The sequence below is a fragment of the uncultured Pseudoalteromonas sp. genome (assembly GCF_963922945.1).
Lineage (GTDB): Bacteria > Pseudomonadota > Gammaproteobacteria > Enterobacterales > Alteromonadaceae > Pseudoalteromonas.
Genome location: NZ_CAWUKC010000079.1, coordinates 1 through 17,856, shown reverse-complemented (window position 1 = coordinate 17,856; position 17,856 = coordinate 1). Strand labels below are relative to the sequence as shown.

Sequence of the window (17,856 nt, the reverse complement as noted above, 5' to 3'; positions counted from 1 at the left end):
GCGTTGCTTTTAAACGCAATCAAGCTGCGTGTTTACACCCCATTTAACTTATGCGGGTTACTTTTACTTTTATTTTTCCGGCATTGGCGCCGTAAAAGCGGCTTAAATCATTGGCAAAGGGGCTAAATTCACCTGATTTAGCAATAGTTACTGTAGCGCCATTGGCTATTTCAAATAAATATTCGTCGTTATTGTTAATTGCGCCAACCAAAGAAAACCACTGAGCGCTTGGAAGTCGCCTAAATGGTTCAAGTAATGCCATGGGGATTTCTTTAACCCCTAGTTGCACATTATCGCGATGCCAGCCACTTGGGGGGCATTTTATGCCATCGTCATACCAAAATTGATTGGGGTAGGGTTCAAACTGATAGGTTGCGCCTTTAACTAACATAAGCCCTGTATTGTTATGTGCCTCGCTGGCAAACACCATCACATCTTGGCTTTGCGAAACGTGTAATACGCTCATGTTTTGGTTTTCAAGGGCAATGTGCTGGCTTAAACCAGTAAAACTTAACGTGCTGTTATCGTTATACCTAATTTTGTAATGCAGGTTTTTAAGCGATTCTGGGCGATAACTAGTGAGTTTATTAATTCGTGTAGCTACGCTTTGATGTATATGTGGTTCTAAGTTGCTTGCTTCGTTATTAATCAGTACACAACATTCCCTATCTACCAATTTAAAAAAGGGATTAAACCAAAAGTAATTTTGCTGATGGCTTAAAGCCAGAGGGTCGGGTGTGACGGTTACATCATCTTGATCGACTAAGTTACTGCCAGGCAATAAAGTTTCGTAGTCAATATCGTGGCTGGTTAATAGCGATATATTAAGTGGTTGCTCAATTAACCATTCAAGGGCATAGCGCAAGCAAATATCAGCCAGGCCATCGCGATAATAACCGCCGCCAATATCAGAATGCGCCCCTGCAAACCAAAGCTCGGTAATATTATTTTGATGGTTCATTAAGGTAGGTTCAAACGCACGGCGTTTTTCATCAAGCGCTACGCAGTGCAGCGCCTGCGAAATATTATTCGCAATAGTGTGGTTTTCAAATATTACATGCTCGGCACCGCGCGTTGCTTTACTTACTTTTGATAAACCAATTGAGGCCACGGTATCAAATACACATACGTAAACATTATCACTAATTAACGGCTCTAGGATTTTTGCAAAACGCCTGGCAAGTGCACCGCCTCGGCTAAAACCGGTAAGTAAAAGGGTATCGCCTAATTGGTAATGCGCTTTAAAATCACTTATAGCTTGATTTAAAATACTGGCAACATCGTCACCACGTGGCGCTAAAGTTTGGTTTAAAATACGTTTTAAGCGGCTTCCTTTAGTGCCAATACCTTGATAATAAAAACTAAGTTGGTTTGTAAATGGGGTGGTGGGGGAGTCATCGAGTTTGCCGCCTAATAATAAATGCAGCTTAAGAATATTAGAAATACTACTGTCTTCTTTAAAGTTCTCTGAGCTAAGTTGCTCTGCATCGCGAGGCTCACCCCCGGTACCATCAAAATTAAAAATTAGCGTTTTACCCGTCATAGCCCTAATCCTTTAATTGTTTTAAATACTCTACACAGGGAATGTTAAATATTAAAGACATTAATTTTGCTATATAGCACGCTAAGTGGCATTAGCGTGCTTGGCGGGTGATTTAGTGATTATCAAACATATAATGATTTAGCTCTGTGTTATGGGCAGGCTTAAGTGCTGGGTCTAGCTGAATTAACTGCTGATAAACCTCAGGATAAAACATTTTTAATCGTGCTACGCGGGCTAAGTGGTTTGGCTCAAACTTCTTCACTAGTTGTAGCGCTAGTGGAACGTTTTTGCTTAACCTTCCTTGGTTATAGCTTTGTTCTAGCGCTATATCGAGTATATCTACACCCAACTTTTTTGTATCAGAGGGTATTTTATTATCAATTAAAAATTGCACTGTATCGTTTGAGGCAAACATTGCTTGAAGGTACACGTCGCGGCCATACACGTCGGTAATCGAAAAATCAAAACCAGCTTGTTTTAGTTTTTGCCATTGACTAAGTGGAAGACTGCTCAATCGAAGTAAATCACTCGGTGGCTTAGGTTCAATTCGGCTTTGCCAAAGCGTGATTAAATCATCAGGTTTTAACAGTAATAAAGAAAAAAGCGTATCCGTTTCGGCTTGAGTTAATACTGTACTAAGGCTGTACTCATACGCTTTTTGGTATTGCTCTTTAGATAATAATTCGCTGAATGTGCTTTGGCTTCTACCGTATGAATGCTGATTGTTTTGTGAAGCAAACCAGTAGTTAACTAATACAGGGTCTATTGCGTGCAAAACGGCTGGGGTGTTATCACCGTGTTCTTCATTTGCATTCCAAACTTGATTGTAAGCTTGCCTTATATCAACCAACTGTTCGGCGGCTTTTAACTCTTTATGTAGATCATTACAATTGTTACTACGCGCTTGTAGCTCATTTTTTTGTTGTTCTAGGTCTATTAAATAAGTAGCTATGGCAGAATTATCGTTAGTTGTTATTTTAGGTAACTCTGCATTGCTTATTCTACCTATAGGGCTAAAGTAAGCGTATTGCGCTGGGTTGTCCTGATTATTAATATAGGCACCTTGCTGGTAAATAAAGTCATTTATAAAAAATACCACTTGGTTATTTAGGTCGTTATTCGCATTGCCGCTATGTGCCTTGTAACCACGCTTTTTAAGATAGTCCAAAAGCTGAGTGTGTTTAGTCTCTAATGGGGCTAGGGTTAAGTTGCCGCTTTTTGGCAGGTTTACAATAGCTACGTCTAACCCTGTAAATAAACCTGGCTCGTTGGTTGGCGTAATCCCTTTTGTTTGCAGTGCTTTTACAAGCGGTAAATTAAACTGGCTTACGGCAATATCTGCCAAGTTATATAAAACAGAACTGTCTTCATACAGCGGCATAGCATCCAGTACCGGCACCTGCTTCATGAGCGCAAAAATATACTCATTAGGTATATCGTTTTTTATAGCGGTAGCCACTTCATTCACTGTAAATTGGTTAGATGAAATAGCTTGCTCAAACTCTTTAAGCGAGAGTTTATTTGCGTTAAGTACGAATAATGTAGCCGGAGAAATAACCTCACTGCCTTCAAGTTTAATAAATGTTTTAGAGTAAGTGGTAAATGTATCTGTGTTGTTTAATAAAGCATAAAGGGTTTCTTTTTGTACATTTTCATCAAGGGGTACACTCAGAGTAAGTCCTGGAGGGCTATGCTTATTATCTCCAAGCTGTTGAATCATTTCTTTTACTTTATCATTGGTGAAGCCTTTAATTGCCTCAATGCCTTGCCAATCAGCTAATTCGTTTAAAGAGTGAGTAATGTTAAGTTGCTGCTTTTGCTCAGCAACAATGGCGTCTTTTAAAAGGGCAATGTATTGACGCCTATTAATTCCTGATAAGTTTGCATACTTTAAAATAGTAGGGACCGACGTCCCTTTTTTAAGTTCACTTACAAAAAATGAAACAAGCGACTGATTCAAGGTCTGTATTTTAGTACTTTGTTGTTGTGATTGATCTCTACACAGGCTAATTTGCTTTTTTAGTTTATTAACTACCTGTAGGGGTGAGTCCTCACTTGGCTTCTTTTTATTAACTATACTGGGCTCAGTGGTGATTGGTTCCACTTTTTCAGAGTGTTCAACATCTTCAAAATGAGGTTGAGTTTGGAAAAAATAAACGGCCAAGGCAGTGATTGTTACAATCCCAAAAAGTACTTTTTTCATTAGCGTCAATCCCTTGAATTCACAAATATATTTATCTACATGGTACTATTTTAGATACGCATAAAGCAAAAAAGCTTTAAAAGATAATTTACATTACCTATTAAAGCTTTTTGACTATTTAGCTGGTGTATATGTACTAGTGCAATTTCATTTTAGGGCGTACAACACGCAGTACTTTTTCGCTTATCCATAATGCAAAGGTTTTTGCGCTGCCGTGTATGGCGCGCTGGTGCATACGATACAGCGATATATACATAAAACGGGCAATTTTACCTTCTATAAAAAAGGTATTGCTGGTTAAGTTACCCATTAAATTACCTACGGTGCTGTAGCGCGATAAGTTAACGAGCGAGCCATGGTCGCTATATTTAAAGCCGCACAATGGCTGTTGTTTTAACGTGGCAATAAGGTTTTTTTCTACGCATAGCGCCATTTGATGCGCCGATTGTGCGCGCGGTGGAACGAGCTTTCCGTCTTCTTGGGTAAAGGCGCAGCAATCACCAAGTACAAAAATGCTTTCATCTACAGTGCTTTGTAAAAACTCGTTAACCTTAATTTGGTTGCTACGGGTAAGCTCAAAAATACCTAAATCTTTAATAAAGTCTGGTGCTTTTACACCGGCAGCCCACACCATTATATCGGCGTCTATGTGTTCTTCGTCTTTTGTTATAAAGCCTTGCTCGGTGGCTTCTTTTACCTGTGTTTGCTCTCGTACGTTTACACCTAGCTTTAATAATTCGCGTTTTGCGCTATCGGCAATGCGCTCGGGTAGGGCGGGTAAAATACGTGGCCCTGCTTCTATTAAATGGATATGTAAACGCTTAGACGACATATTTGTCAGGCCGTAAAGCTTAAGTAATTCAGATACATGGTAAAGCTCTGCCGAGAGCTCAACGCCGGTTGCGCCGCCGCCCACAATGGCAATATTTAATGATTGCTGCTGGTTATCGTCTTGATGCAGGCGAGTGAAGCTGTCGAGTAGTGAGTGCTGAAAACGCTCAGCTTGCTGGTTTGAGTCTAAAAAGTAGCAATGATCTTTTATACCTGGGGTATTAAAGTCGTTACTTACACTGCCTATGGCAATAACAAGGTGGTCGTAGCGTACGCTACGCTTTGGCAAAATAGTGTGGCCTAGTTCATCAAGATGTGGTGCAAGGGTAATGGTTTTATTGCTTTGCTCGATGTCGCAAAATGTACCAAGCTGAAAATTATAATAATGTTTTGCAGCATGGGCTGAATACACAACGCCATCTAAATCGGGGTCAATAGAGCCTGTCGCTACTTCGTGTAGTAACGGCTTCCATATGTGGGTACGGTTTTTGTCTATTAGTAGAATTTCTGCTTGTTTTTTCTTCCCTAATTTATGCCCTAACTGAGTTGCCAGCTCTAATCCGCCTGCGCCACCGCCAATAACGACGATTTTAGGTTTAGTAATACTCATAACGTTGCCCTCAAAAATAATATACCCAAATAATCTGTATTATTTTTAGTATTTTGAGGTCACTTGGGTATAGAAAAAGTTATTTTTGGCAAACGCGACTATTTATTTTTGCACTATTAGTTTGCGCCTAAATAAAGGATATGTCAGCTAAAAATGCTGAATAAAGGCATATAAGTTACACTCACTTTCTTATCGTTTAGCAGTGAAGTTAAATTGCTGTTAAAAAAAGAAGTATGTTTCAGCTTTAGCGGGGCAACACCTGCGTTGGTTAGTAAGTACTTAAATTAATTAAGTACTTACCTGGTAATTAATTAATGATTGTGAGATTGAGTAACATCCCTTTTAGCTTCGCTTGCGCTTCTTCGTTTAACGGCAATAGAGGTTTTCGTGGTTCGCCAACATCAAATCCTTGTAAGGCGTATCCAGATTTTATTGCGGCAGCAAGCCCTGATTTAACAATAAATTCTAAAAAGTTATATTGCTGATAAAATAGAGCTCTTGCTTTGTTATTGTCATTAGCTTTTACAGCTTCGTATAATTGCTTTGGTTTATTAGCGATTAAACATGGTGCTGCGGTACACCAGCCAGCAGCCCCTGCTACTAACGCATCAAGCGCTAGGTGATTACAGCCATTAAAAAATGGCACTGTGCCGTTAGATAATTCGTAAATCTTGTGCATGCGTTGTATGTCACCTGTACTCTCTTTGATCATAGTTGCATGAGGAATACTTTCAACCATATGCAGCATAAACTCTGGTGACATATCAACCTTGCATGTAGCAGGGTTGTTGTAAATCATAATGGGGAGTGGTGTTTCATCAGACACACGTTTAAAATGTGTGAATATTTCATCTTCGTTAAGAGGGTAGTAAGAAAAGGGTGATAGCATGATTGCATTTGCGCCGATATCATGTGCGTATTTAGCACGCTTTAATGCTTGTTCTGTTGTTAGTTCTGCAATACCTATAACTACAGGCACTCTGCCTGCAATATACTTAACTGTGTAGTTTGCAACGTTTTCCCACTCACTTTGACTTAAATAGGCCGCTTCGCCAGCGCTACCTAAAGCTGCAATGGCATCTACTTCAGCCTCTAGCAAAGTATCTAAAATAGTTTTTAACTTATTAAAGTTTATTCCTTGACCATTATCATGAAATGGTGTGATTGGATAACCTATGATCCCTGATAAATTCATTTTAATACTCCTAAATGCAGTCGTTATGGTGTTTTAAAGCTTGTCGTGCGTAATACGCAAAATTCACTTGGTTACGTTTTTCTGTTGAGACCCAATCATGGGCTTCTTGTGCTAAATTCTCGGGGAGTGGTTTAATTGTTCCGGCAGCCATAGCAAGTAATTGTAGTTTTGCGGCTCGCTCAATTAAAATGGCAAGGTTACACGCCTCTTCAATTGTTTTTCCTATGACTAGTTGGCCATGATGAGCTAAGAATAACGCTCTGTTTTTACCCAATGCTTTTGAGATGAGTACACCTTCTTCGTTACCAACAGGGACACCTGGCCAGTGGTCAACAAATGAACAGTCGTTGTATAGTCCACAGGTATCCATTTGAGAAATTGCCAACGGCACTTCCAGCATTGAGAGCGCCGCTATATGCGTTGGATGTGTATGGATTATACAATTTACCTCAGGGTGCTCTTTGTATATCCAAGTATGAAAACGATTTGCCGGATTTGCCATTGCATTAGGCTCTAAAGGCTTCAGGTCGTGATCAACTTCTATTAAATTCTCAGCGGTAATTTCGTCAAACCCAAGCCCAAACCGCTGGGTTAAGAATGTTTGGCTTATAGGTAAACGGCTGGTAATTTGACCGGCTAACCCTGAGTCATGGCCTTTATCGAATAAAATTCTGCATGTTAAAGCCAGTTTTTGCCTATCTGTAAATTGGCTGTCTTCTATAAGGGTATTCATGTTTTTCTTGGCTATTTGCATGAGTGCGTGTTTAGTTGCATTTGCTGTTTTCACCTAACTTCTCCTGTGGTTGTGTTTTGACATTAACGTAAAGGTAGCGTTAGGCTGGGTTAATAATAAGAACCAGATATGTTATTTATATAGGGCCAGATGTGAGGGCGTATGTTAAGACCTTGGGATATTAAATTTTCGTTTGAAGGCAATAATGCAAAAACACTTCACTCTAAGTTATTGAATTGCTTGATAAGTGATATAAAAAGAGGGCGATTACTACCTGGGAGTATGTTACCTGGTACCCGTACTTTAGCTAAACAGCTAAATATAAATCGAAAAACAGTACAGTATGTGTATGAAGAGTTAGAAGTGCAGGGGTGGTTAAAAAGCAAAGTTAGGCGTGGAACCTTTGTGGCTGAATCTTTACCTGAACAAACTTTGTCAGACGCAGATAGTAAATTAGTTAGTAGCACTGTAAAAACTAAAGCCCCTTCTGATTTAACAGAAGAGCTATATATTGAGGCTTTAGCGCAGGCAAGCTGTATAACAACAACTAATGATGGTACTCCTGATGCGCGATTAATTCCTTATGAGTTATTAGCCAGAACATATAGGCGCATATGTGTAAATTTAAGCCGACGCTCAAAGCTTGGTTATGGAGATCCTAGGGGGGCATTAGAGCTAAGAATGTCATTACAAAAAATGATTTCAAGTGATCGCTATATAAACTGCTCAGAGCAAGAGATATGCATTGTTAGAGGAAGCCAAATGGGTATTTATTTAGCTTCAAGGGTGCTCGATCCAACAAATGGCGCCATTGTTATGGAAGAGCTGTGCTATGCACCTGCTCAAGCTACTTTTGAAGCAAATGGCTTTAAAGTATTGAAGTGTAAGTTAGATAAAGACGGACTTAATATCGAACACTTACAAAAGTTAATTCGTGATAATAAAGTGGCTGGCATATATGTTACACCTCACCATCAATACCCAACCACAGTATGTTTACCAATGGAACGAAGGTTGGCTCTCCTTCGCCTTTCAAAGTGTCACCATTTAACCATAATAGAAGATGACTATGACCACGAATTTCATTACGAGACAAACCCCATACCTCCGTTAGCAAGTTTACCAAATTCCGAAAATGTTGTTCACATAGGATCTATGTCTAAAGTATTTGCTCCTGGATTAAGGCTTGGTTACATCGTTTGTAGTACCGAGTTGGTTCAGCGCGCAGCACAAGAGATAGTACTTATAGATAGGCAAGGAAATACAATCACAGAGCATGTTGTATCTAACTTAATGGAGACAGGCGAAGTTAAAAGGCATATAAGAAAAGTAAGGCGGGAATATAAGCAAAGAAGGGATCATACCGTCAATGAATTTTCGCGTATTTTTGGTAGCAAGGTATCGTTTGATATACCTACCGGTGGGTTGGCTATTTGGGTTGATATATCTAAAATGACAAAAGGAAAAGACTTATCCAATTTTAAGAGTAACGATTCGATTTTGAGTACTTTTTTTAATAACGCTCAGCAAACACCAACTCATATCCGCTTTGGCTTTGGATCGATAGATAAATCGGAAATTACTCATTCGATTCAATCACTTTACACGACTCTAGTTGATGAAAAATAATGCACTAAGTTTTTATATTATTTTTACATAAAAAGTATTACTGAATATAAGTTATAATCGCTTAAACCCATTTTATTAGCCGCTGTAATACTAAAAAGGATATTTATGACCACGCCATTAATTACATCACTTATGCAGCATTTTGGTTTTAGCCAATTTAGGGCAGGACAGCAGCAAACTATTGAGCAACTATTAAACGGGCAATCGTCACTGGCTATATTTCCTACGGGGTCGGGTAAGTCGTTGTGTTATCAGCTAACGGCTATGCATTTACCTAACTTAACTTTGGTAGTATCGCCTTTACTTGCATTGATGAAAGATCAAATTAGCTTTTTAAATAGCAAAGGTATTTACGCGGCAAGCCTTGATTCTAGCCAAGATCAAATGCAAAGCAGCACGGTAATGAACGATGTGCGAAATGGTAAAGTTAAAGTATTAATGGTGTCGGTTGAGCGCTTTAAAAACGAGCGTTTTAGAGAGTTTATAAGCCAAGTTGCGCTGTCTATGCTGGTGGTAGATGAGGCGCACTGTATATCTGAATGGGGCCATAACTTTAGACCCGACTACCTTAAACTACCGCGTTACCGCGAAGAGCTAAATATTCCACTGGTATTATTGCTCACCGCCACAGCAACAAAAAAAGTAAAACGGGACATGAGCGAGCGTTTTAATATTGACCCAGAGTGCATTGTACAAACGGGCTTTTACCGCGCTAACCTTGATTTAAGCGTGCTAAGTGTAAAAACGGCTGATAAAAACACTGAGCTTACTAACATAGTGCGTGCGCAAAACGGCCCAGGCATTGTGTATGTAACGCTTCAGCAAAGTGCTGAGCAAGTGGCTAATACGCTAAGTGCGCAAGGTATACAGGCGGTTGCATATCATGCAGGGCTTGAAGATACACTACGTTGGCAAATTCAAGATGATTTTATGGCGGGTAAAATTAATGTAGTAGTAGCAACTATAGCCTTTGGTATGGGCGTTGATAAATCAGATATCCGCTTTGTTATACATTACGATTTACCAAAATCAATTGAAAACTACAGCCAAGAAATTGGCCGCGCTGGGCGCGATGGCAACCCATCAAACTGCTTTACCCTGGCTAATTTAGATGGCCTAAACACAGTAGAAAACTTTGTGTATGGCGACACCCCAGAGCTGAGTGGCATTGAATACGTAATTAACGATATTAAAGCCCAGCCGCAGCAATGGGAAATGCAAGAATACAGCTTATCGAGCGAAAGTAATATTAGGCAATTGGCACTTAAAACCTTGCTGGTACAACTCGAAATGCAAGGTGCAATAACGCCGCAGTACGCCTATTATGCCGATTTTAAATACAAGTTTTTGGTTGATAAAAACGAGCTACTTAGCCAGTTTGACGAGCAGCGCCAAGCCTTTTTAACGCAAATATTTAGCCATACCGACTTTAAAAAAATATGGGGCACGCTTAATTTTGACACCCTTACCCAAGCCGCGCAGGTTGACCGTAAACGCGTGGTGGCCGCACTTGACTACCTAGCCGAAAAAAACCTAATAACCCTTGAAACCAAACGTATTACCCAAGTGTACAAAGTGCATAGTGAGGTGATAAATAACCCTGAGCTTGCAAAGCAATTACACAGCTATTTTAGTGAAAAAGAACAAGCCGAGATTAAACGTATAGCTGCATTGGTACGCTTTTTTGAGCTACAAAGTTGCTTAAGTTATAACTTAGCGCGTTATTTTGATGATAATAATGCCCCTGCGCAATGCGGGCATTGCAGTGTATGCCGTGGTAATGCGGTAAAGCTTGAGTATTCAATAGAGCCTGCTCACATTGCCGATGACGTTATTTATCAAAAAGTGGATGAGTTTTTAGCGCACATGGCAACAAAAGGTATTCATAGTGTAGGTATTGAAACCCAGTGTCGCTTTTTAGCGGGCATGAGCGTGCCATTATTTGCACGTAACAAAGTACGCCAACTGAGCGGCTTTGCGCTTTGCGAGCAGATGCGCTACAGCGATATAAAAGCAAAACTACTAGCGCGCTAATTTATAGCAATTGGTATGAGTTACTGTATCCTAGTGGCTTATTCAAAAAAGTAAGTCACTATGCCTAACACTGTTATTCCAAGTAAAACTATTTCCTCATCACCTGAGCCTGTAACCTGCGCTAATTGCCAGGCCTGCTGCTGCCAACTAGAAGTGCGCATAGTGACCGACACCGGCGTGCCTTTTCAGTACATTGATTATGATAAGTGGGGCAGCGAAGTAATGAAACGAGGTGACGACGGCTGGTGCCAAGCACTGGATCGTAACACGTTAATGTGTACTATTTACGAAAACCGTCCACTTACGTGCCGCGAGTTCGAAATGGCCTCAAACGAGTGTATTACTGAGCGCGAAATAGCGGGTATTTAATAAATATACACATACAACAAAGGGGCTTTAAAGCCCCTTTGTTATTTGCGTTATAAAATTACTTCACTTTAAAGTAACTAATATATTGTTTTAATGTTGTTGAAAGGTCGGCTAATGCAACGGCTTTTTGCGCATTGTTGTTTAATGACTGGCTGGTTTCTTGCGACATATTAGCAATTTCTTCAACGCCTGAACTAATTTGTGCAACGGTTGCTACTTGGTTTGTTGTGGCTTCTACAATCTCAAGCACGTTACTTAATGAGTCGTTAGCTTGTTGTTGTATTTGGTTAAGCAGCTCATTTGCCTCTTGGGTTAGGGTTAAGCCGTTTTCTACCTGTGGTACGGTGGTTTCCATTGCTGTTACTGACGCTTGCGTGTTTTCTTGCACTTGTAAAATCATTTTTTCAATATCGCCGGTGGCATCGCCTGTACGCTGCGCAAGCTGCCTTACTTCGTCGGCTACAACAGCAAAACCTCGGCCAGATTCGCCCGCTCTTGCTGCTTCGATTGCTGCATTAAGTGCTAATAAATTGGTTTGATCTGAAATACTGCGGATCACACTTAAAATATCGCCAATGTGTTTTACATGTTCTTGCAGCACATTAACTTGATTTACTGTGGCTTTAACCGTTACTGAAATTTGCTCAATTTCGGCTGCCACCTTTTGCACTGCAATACTGCCTTGCTGCGACAATTGCGCGGTTACTTTTGAGTTATCTTCAGTTTGTTTAACCGAGCCTGCAACTGCGTTTATACTACGGCTCATGTCTTCTAAGCTACTTACTGCAGAGTTTGTATAGGTAACCTGTGCATCAGCTGCGCTAAGTGCTTGCTGTGAGCCAGAGGCAACACTTGCTGAGTGAGTAGAGAGCTCATCAGATGAATTAATAATGCTATCTACAATAGTTTTTAATTTACTTTGCATAATGGCTACGGAGGCCATCATACTATTTGGGCAGCACGAATCTACATGTGCAGTTAAGTCGCCTTGTGAGATTAGCGCTATTACTTTAGCGGCCTCTTGTGGCTCACCACCTACTGAGTCTCGTATACGCAAACTAATTACGTACGCTACGCTTGCGCCAATTAAAATAGCGAGCGCAGTAAGCGCAATCATCCATACTTCAAAAGAGCTAGCTACTTCGCGGGTTTCAACGGTTGTGGCCTGATTTGCTTGCTCTTGTAAATCTATAAACTGGTTTATGGTGTTTAACCAAAGCGTAAATGCAGGGCGGGCGTCGGTTAACAAAATACGCGACGCTTCGTTTTGGTTTCCGTTATTTTTAGCATTAATAACCGCTTTAATATACGGCTGTGTTTGCTGCTCTATTTGGTTAATTTTAGTTATTAACGCGCGCTCTTCGCTGCTCATTTCACTCACTAAAGCACGCATAGCGCGGCTTGAGGTTTGATAAAATGCATCGAGCGCTTGTATATCGTTAAGTACGGTATTTAATGTGCTTTGCTCGGTTACTAACACTACATCTCTGAGGGCTATAGCGCGGTCGTGTACGCTACCTCTAAAGTTAATCGCGTAGCGCTGCTTTACCGAATTTACGTCGGTCATATGCGTTATGTTGCTATTGATAAGGCTTACCCGCGATATACCAATGACAGTTAAAATAAGCATCATCGCTAAAATAATGCCAAAGCCCGTTACTAAGCGCATGTTTATGGTCATAGTTATTTTCCAATTTAACACTAACCAGGGTGATTAATGAGGTATTTGTAATAATAAGAATATTATGCATCAAAAAAATGCATATTGGAGCAATAATAGACCGGTAATTGTAAATTTACTTTACAAACTTTATCAAAAGGCGTGTGTTGGGAGGAGGAATTAAAATAGATGCAATAAAAAAGAGGCCTAAAAAGCCCCTTTGGTTTATCTGTGTTTAGTACTTAAGCTAATTAATCGTATTTAGCTTCTAACTCATTAGCCGTATGAAACTTCTCGTGGCTTTGTAATTGCTCGTCATACTTTACAAGGTGTTTAAAGTGCGCAAGCTGGCCTGAGTTTTTAACTATTTCTACAATAAACGACATCATAATATCGGCACCAGTTAGGGTGTCGCCTACTAAGTAGCGTTTACCTTGCAGTCGGTCGTTAAAGTAGCTAATTACTTTTACGGTTTCTGCATCGGCGTAATTTTCTAAAAAGGTTGTTTTAGCGCCATCTTTTAAAACAAACATTTTAAGTAACAGCGGTAAAATAGCTGAGCTTTCGGCAAAGTGTAACCATTGTTGGTAATCTACATATTCAGCAGTGCCCGCCTTTGGCGCAAATTTTCCGTTACCATACTTTGTAATTAAGTAATCGGTAATAGCGCCAGATTCGGTAACAATTAGGCCATCGTCTTCAATTACTGGTGATTTACCTAATTGGTGTACTTTTTTTAACTCATCAGGAGCTAAAAAAGTTTCTGTATTGCGCTGGTAGGCAACAATTTCGTAATCAACATCTAGCTCTTCTAAAAGCCAAATAATACGTTTTGAACGCGATTTATTTAAATGGTGTAGTTTAATCATGTCAGTCCTTGCTGGCGTTACTGCATGTGCAGTAACGCTTTGTAAAATTTAAAGAGGCTCGTTAATTTTAACCACGGTTTTACCAAAGTTTTTACCGCTAAGCATATCGTTAAATGCGCTTACAGTGTTCTCAATACCTTCTACCATGTGCTCGCGGTATTGTACTTTGCCTTCTTTAAGCCATTTTTGCATGTCTTGTGCAAATTCGTCGTAGCGATGGCCGTAATCGTCAAAAATTATAAAGCCTTGCATTTTAATACGTTTAGTAAGTAATTGCCCCATTAGCATACCCATACGATCAGGCCCATCTGGTAAGCTTGTTGCGTTATACTGCGATACTAAACCACACAGCGGTACACGTGCTGCGGTATTAAGTAGGGGTAATACGGCATCAAACACTTTGCCGCCCACATTTTCGTAATAAACATCTATGCCGTTATCACAGGCTTTTTCTAGCTGCTCTGCAAAGTCGTCGGCTTTGTGATCAATACAGGCATCGAAGCCTAACTTTTCAACTGCGTGGCTACATTTTTCGCTGCCACCAGCAACACCTACCACTTTACAGCCTTTAATTTTAGCTATTTGCCCAACGGTTGCACCAACCGGCCCTGTAGCGGCGGCTACTACAACGGTTTCGCCTTCTTTAGGTGCGCCAATATCAAGTAAGCCCATGTAAGCCGTAAAGCCAGGCATACCCATAATACCCAGTGCGTACGAAGGGTTCTCTGGCTCTTTACCTAATTGCATAAGGCCTTCGCCGTTAGTAATGGCGTAATCTTGCCAACCGGTGTAGGCAAGTACCCATTCACCTTCGCTAAATTTATCGTTTTTAGACTCTTCTACTTGGCACACGGTAGCGCCTACCATTACATCGCCCACATTGACCGGATCGGCATACGACTTTGCATCACTCATGCGGCCACGCATATAAGGGTCAAGTGAAAGGTATATAGTACGTAATAGTACTTCGCCATCTTCAAGCGCTGGTAAATCTACTGTTTTAAGTTCAAAGTTTTCATCGGTTGGGGCGCCATGTGGGCGTGATGCTAAAGTAAGTTGACGACTAGTCGTAGACATAAAAATCTCCTTTTGGGTTAACCCACTTAACGAATGTTTATGCGTTTAATAACCTGATTGGCATAAACAATAATGCGCGCTAAGTAGTATATGTATGTACAAATTTGTACCTTATAACAGGAGTTTTGGGCGGAGGGCTGTTAATTCAACCTTTACAGAGTATTTATTCTAAATAGTTTATTTTAGCTTGCTAAAAATATGGCTATCGTAAAATACACCGTCTTTATAAATAGCTTGTTTTAGTATGGCCTCGGCTTCAAAGCCGCATTTAGTCAGTGCCTTTATAGAGCCTGTGTTGCCAGCAAACACAGCGCCAAAAATACGGTTTAGGTTTGAGCTTTTAAATGCGTCGTCGCAGATTTGCGAAATAGCTTGGCTCATAACTCCTTGCCCCCAAAAGTGGCTATTAAGCCAATAACCTATTTCGCCACTGCGGCTATATTCAAATTCTCCAGGCGTTATGCCAATGCACCCTGCAAATTGCTCATTTACAACAATGGCCTTAATAATGCCGTTTTTAGCGCCTTGGTTTATCCACCAATCCGCATCGGCCTGCGTATACGGAAACGGAATTTTAGAGGATAGAAAACGCGTAACCTGTTCATCGTTTAAGGTTTTAATAATGTGTGGCGCGTCCTTTGGTTTAAAGTCTCTTAGGGTGATCATTGTTTTAATTAAGTGTGTGTTGCCTACGGGTCAACTTAGCAAGCATTTAGAGATTGCACAATCACAAAGATTAACCGTTTACGCCTATAACTTTGTTTTAAAGTACTTTAATATAAGCAAAATATGATACCTGTTTAAGATACCTTTATGCACCCACACATAGCCGCCCTTTATAATAGTGCCCAAAAACCAAGCCGTTTAATTATAGGTTTAATGAGTGGTACCTCGTTAGATGGGCTCGATGTAGCACTGTGTAAAGTAACGGGCGCAGGTATAAATACACAGATTGAAGTTTTAAATTTTACCACCGTTGAGTATAACAACGAGTATAAAACGAAAATAAAGCAGGTATTTGCCAAACGAGAGTGCAATTTAGAACTTGTTACTTTACTGCATCCGTGGGTGGGTAAACTCCATGGCGATATGGTTAATCAGTGCTTACATACTTGGCAGGTGAATCCGGCAAGTATTGATGTAATAGCCAGTCACGGGCAAACAATTTACCACTGCCCACAGTCGCAACATAATCATAAAAGCTTTACTAATGGCACATTACAAATTGGCGACAGCGATCAAATAGCCGTTACCACCGGTATTACAACAATTGGCGATTTTAGGCAAAAACACATAGCCGCAGGAGGAGAAGGTGCACCGCTTGCGGTATATGGCGATTACTTATTTTTTGCAAATCCCAATGAGAACCGCATTTTACTCAACATGGGTGGTATTGCTAATTTAACATTTTTACCTAAAAGCGGTGATGCAAATAGCGTGTTTAGTAGCGACATTGGCCCAGGTAACACCATTATGGATGCGTACGTACAGCAGCATTTTAAAGGCATGCACTTTGATGATGGCGCAAAAATAGCCAAAGCCGGCAAAGTAAATACAGCCTTATTAAATGCATTGTGTAGCAACGCGTTTTTTAAGCTTGCGCTGCCTAAAACAACGGGGCCAGAGGTATTTAATTTAGCGTATTTACATGCCGCTCAGCTGCAAACAAATACACAGCACTTAAGCCATGAAGATGTAATGGCTACTTTAAATATGTTTAGCGCAAGGGTAATTGCAAATGCGTTAAATGAATGCGCGCAAAGTGCTAAAGAGTGTGTGGTGTATGCAAGTGGTGGCGGTATTCATAACCCGTTATTAATGGCGCACCTTAATGCGCTGTGCCCAAGTATAAAAGCGTTTAAAAATACCGACGATTTAGGCATACACCCCGATGCAAAAGAGGCTGTATTATTTGCTATTTTAGCCAACGAATGCCTGGCCGGTGAGCAACAACACCTAAATAACACTGCGCAGGGTATTGTTGGGGTGACTATGGGTAAAGTGAGTTTTGCTGATTAAGCTTTTATAAATTTGTATACCAACACATTAAAAAAACGAAAATAAACTTGAGCTCATATTACGAAAGTATTTTTTAACGCCGTGTGGCTTAGTTTGGCTTTTAAGGGCTTGCTGATTTTTATAACCAGCCTCAAACGCATTTACTTGCATATCAAACTGCAAACTATTTTTTAAAGTGGCATTTAAGCCATGCAGCATTAATTGCATTACCAAGCAGTGGCTTTGGGTAATTTTACTTAATGTTAAATACACATAACCACGCTCTAAATCGGCGTTAGTGAGTGCTTTTTCAGTAAAGTATTGCGCATCACGGGCACTGGGATACGTTGCGCTAAGCGAAATAATATCGTTTTCGTGGGCGTCGTCAGGCAATACGCATTGCAGCGTTATTTCATGCATAGCACTGGCTTGCAAGGTTAACTGCTCGTATTCCATTGTGTGGCCCATCGCCGCAGAGAGAGGATCTTCAAACGATTGTAACGCAAATGTGAGTTGCGTCATTGGTGTGCTCATTTACTTCAACTTCTAGATTATAAAAAATACAGTTCGAGTTTAAATTATCACCTATTTTAATTGCAGTTTTATGACAAATTGCACTTAAGCGGATAATCGCAGTTTTTAGATCAAAAAAGATCGCTATATTTGTTCTTTCTCATTCAGTTTTGGAATGGTTTGTCACACATCTGGAATGAAGAGCTATATGTGGTAAGGCCTGTAGTGGTGTTGTTGTTGTTCCTTATTTGGGTTTTTCTCATAGACTTCTCTTCATAGGGAATAGAATTTGGTTTTAGGCTTAAACTAGAACGTATTGATTTTTGCAGTATAAAAAGCAAACTAGCTAATGCATGTCGCAAGCGAAAGTTAGCGTTAATAAAGGCCCAATCAACACATAAATGCAAACCAATGCAGACAAAGCCAGAAACAAAGTCATTGATACCGCATTGGCCTTGTCTATCGTGCAAGATGGGTATTTTACGATTTATTGGTGTGCTGAATTCAGATGTGTCGATAAATGAAATAGTGCGAACAAGTTAGCAGCCTTGCTTGCTGCATAAAATCAAAGAGTTAACCTGCTTAGTTGCTC

14 protein-coding genes are annotated in these 17,856 nt (G+C 40.2%); 4 read left to right on the top strand and 10 right to left on the bottom strand.

Going from position 1 to position 17,856, the window contains the following annotated elements:
• Window positions 1-43: 43 nt before the first annotated feature.
• From AABI99_RS14575 to AABI99_RS14555, 5 genes are all read right to left on the bottom strand, one after another.
• Window positions 44-1,543, bottom strand: coding sequence for a DUF2235 domain-containing protein (locus tag AABI99_RS14575; RefSeq protein WP_338366630.1), 1,500 nt, complete (start codon window positions 1,541-1,543; stop codon window positions 44-46).
• 112 nt (window positions 1,544-1,655) lie between these two features.
• Complete coding sequence (locus AABI99_RS14570; protein ID WP_338366628.1) at window positions 1,656-3,746, bottom strand: cupric reductase; 2,091 nt, start codon at window positions 3,744-3,746, stop codon at window positions 1,656-1,658.
• Window positions 3,747-3,882: 136 nt separating this feature from the next.
• A complete protein-coding gene (locus AABI99_RS14565) occupies window positions 3,883-5,187 on the bottom strand; it encodes an NAD(P)/FAD-dependent oxidoreductase (RefSeq protein WP_338366626.1) in 1,305 nt (434 codons plus the stop codon).
• A gap of 307 nt (window positions 5,188-5,494) precedes the next feature.
• Entirely contained in the window at window positions 5,495-6,382 is an 888-nt protein-coding gene (locus AABI99_RS14560) for a dihydrodipicolinate synthase family protein (protein WP_338366625.1), read from the bottom strand.
• A 10-nt stretch (window positions 6,383-6,392) separates the two neighbouring features.
• The gene (locus tag AABI99_RS14555; RefSeq protein WP_338366623.1) at window positions 6,393-7,169 is read right to left on the bottom strand and encodes an aldolase; all 777 of its coding nucleotides are present in this window, start codon (window positions 7,167-7,169) and stop codon (window positions 6,393-6,395) included.
• A gap of 108 nt (window positions 7,170-7,277) precedes the next feature.
• On the opposite strand from AABI99_RS14555, the gene AABI99_RS14550 reads away from it, so the two are divergent.
• The 3 genes from AABI99_RS14550 to AABI99_RS14540 all read left to right on the top strand — a co-directional run bounded on the left by AABI99_RS14550 (window position 7,278) and on the right by AABI99_RS14540 (window position 11,147).
• On the top strand, window positions 7,278-8,744 hold the full coding sequence (locus AABI99_RS14550; protein WP_338366622.1) for a PLP-dependent aminotransferase family protein: 1,467 nt from the start codon (window positions 7,278-7,280) through the stop codon (window positions 8,742-8,744).
• 105 nt (window positions 8,745-8,849) lie between these two features.
• Window positions 8,850-10,778, top strand: a complete 1,929-nt coding sequence (locus AABI99_RS14545; RefSeq protein ID WP_338366621.1) for a RecQ family ATP-dependent DNA helicase — start codon at window positions 8,850-8,852, stop codon at window positions 10,776-10,778.
• 60 nt (window positions 10,779-10,838) lie between these two features.
• Complete coding sequence (locus AABI99_RS14540; RefSeq protein WP_338366620.1) at window positions 10,839-11,147, top strand: YkgJ family cysteine cluster protein; 309 nt, start codon at window positions 10,839-10,841, stop codon at window positions 11,145-11,147.
• 58 nt (window positions 11,148-11,205) lie between these two features.
• Here the strand turns inward: AABI99_RS14540 and AABI99_RS14535 are convergent, their stop codons facing one another.
• From AABI99_RS14535 to AABI99_RS14520, 4 genes are all read right to left on the bottom strand, one after another.
• The gene (locus AABI99_RS14535) at window positions 11,206-12,828 is read right to left on the bottom strand and encodes a methyl-accepting chemotaxis protein (protein ID WP_338366619.1); all 1,623 of its coding nucleotides are present in this window, start codon (window positions 12,826-12,828) and stop codon (window positions 11,206-11,208) included.
• A gap of 230 nt (window positions 12,829-13,058) precedes the next feature.
• On the bottom strand, window positions 13,059-13,676 hold the full coding sequence (locus AABI99_RS14530) for a glutathione S-transferase (RefSeq protein WP_055020174.1): 618 nt from the start codon (window positions 13,674-13,676) through the stop codon (window positions 13,059-13,061).
• 48 nt (window positions 13,677-13,724) lie between these two features.
• The gene (locus AABI99_RS14525) at window positions 13,725-14,753 is read right to left on the bottom strand and encodes an NADP-dependent oxidoreductase (RefSeq protein WP_338366615.1); all 1,029 of its coding nucleotides are present in this window, start codon (window positions 14,751-14,753) and stop codon (window positions 13,725-13,727) included.
• 177 nt (window positions 14,754-14,930) lie between these two features.
• A complete protein-coding gene (locus AABI99_RS14520) occupies window positions 14,931-15,419 on the bottom strand; it encodes a GNAT family protein (protein ID WP_338366614.1) in 489 nt (162 codons plus the stop codon).
• 147 nt (window positions 15,420-15,566) lie between these two features.
• Between AABI99_RS14520 and AABI99_RS14515 the strand changes: the two genes are divergently transcribed.
• Complete coding sequence (locus tag AABI99_RS14515) at window positions 15,567-16,772, top strand: anhydro-N-acetylmuramic acid kinase (protein ID WP_338366611.1); 1,206 nt, start codon at window positions 15,567-15,569, stop codon at window positions 16,770-16,772.
• Window positions 16,773-16,799: 27 nt separating this feature from the next.
• Here AABI99_RS14515 and AABI99_RS14510 read toward each other — a convergent pair whose 3' ends face one another.
• Window positions 16,800-17,285 (bottom strand): hypothetical protein, encoded by a 486-nt coding sequence (locus AABI99_RS14510; protein WP_076924966.1) that lies wholly within the window; start codon window positions 17,283-17,285, stop codon window positions 16,800-16,802.
• Between the last annotated feature and the right edge of the window lie 571 nt (window positions 17,286-17,856).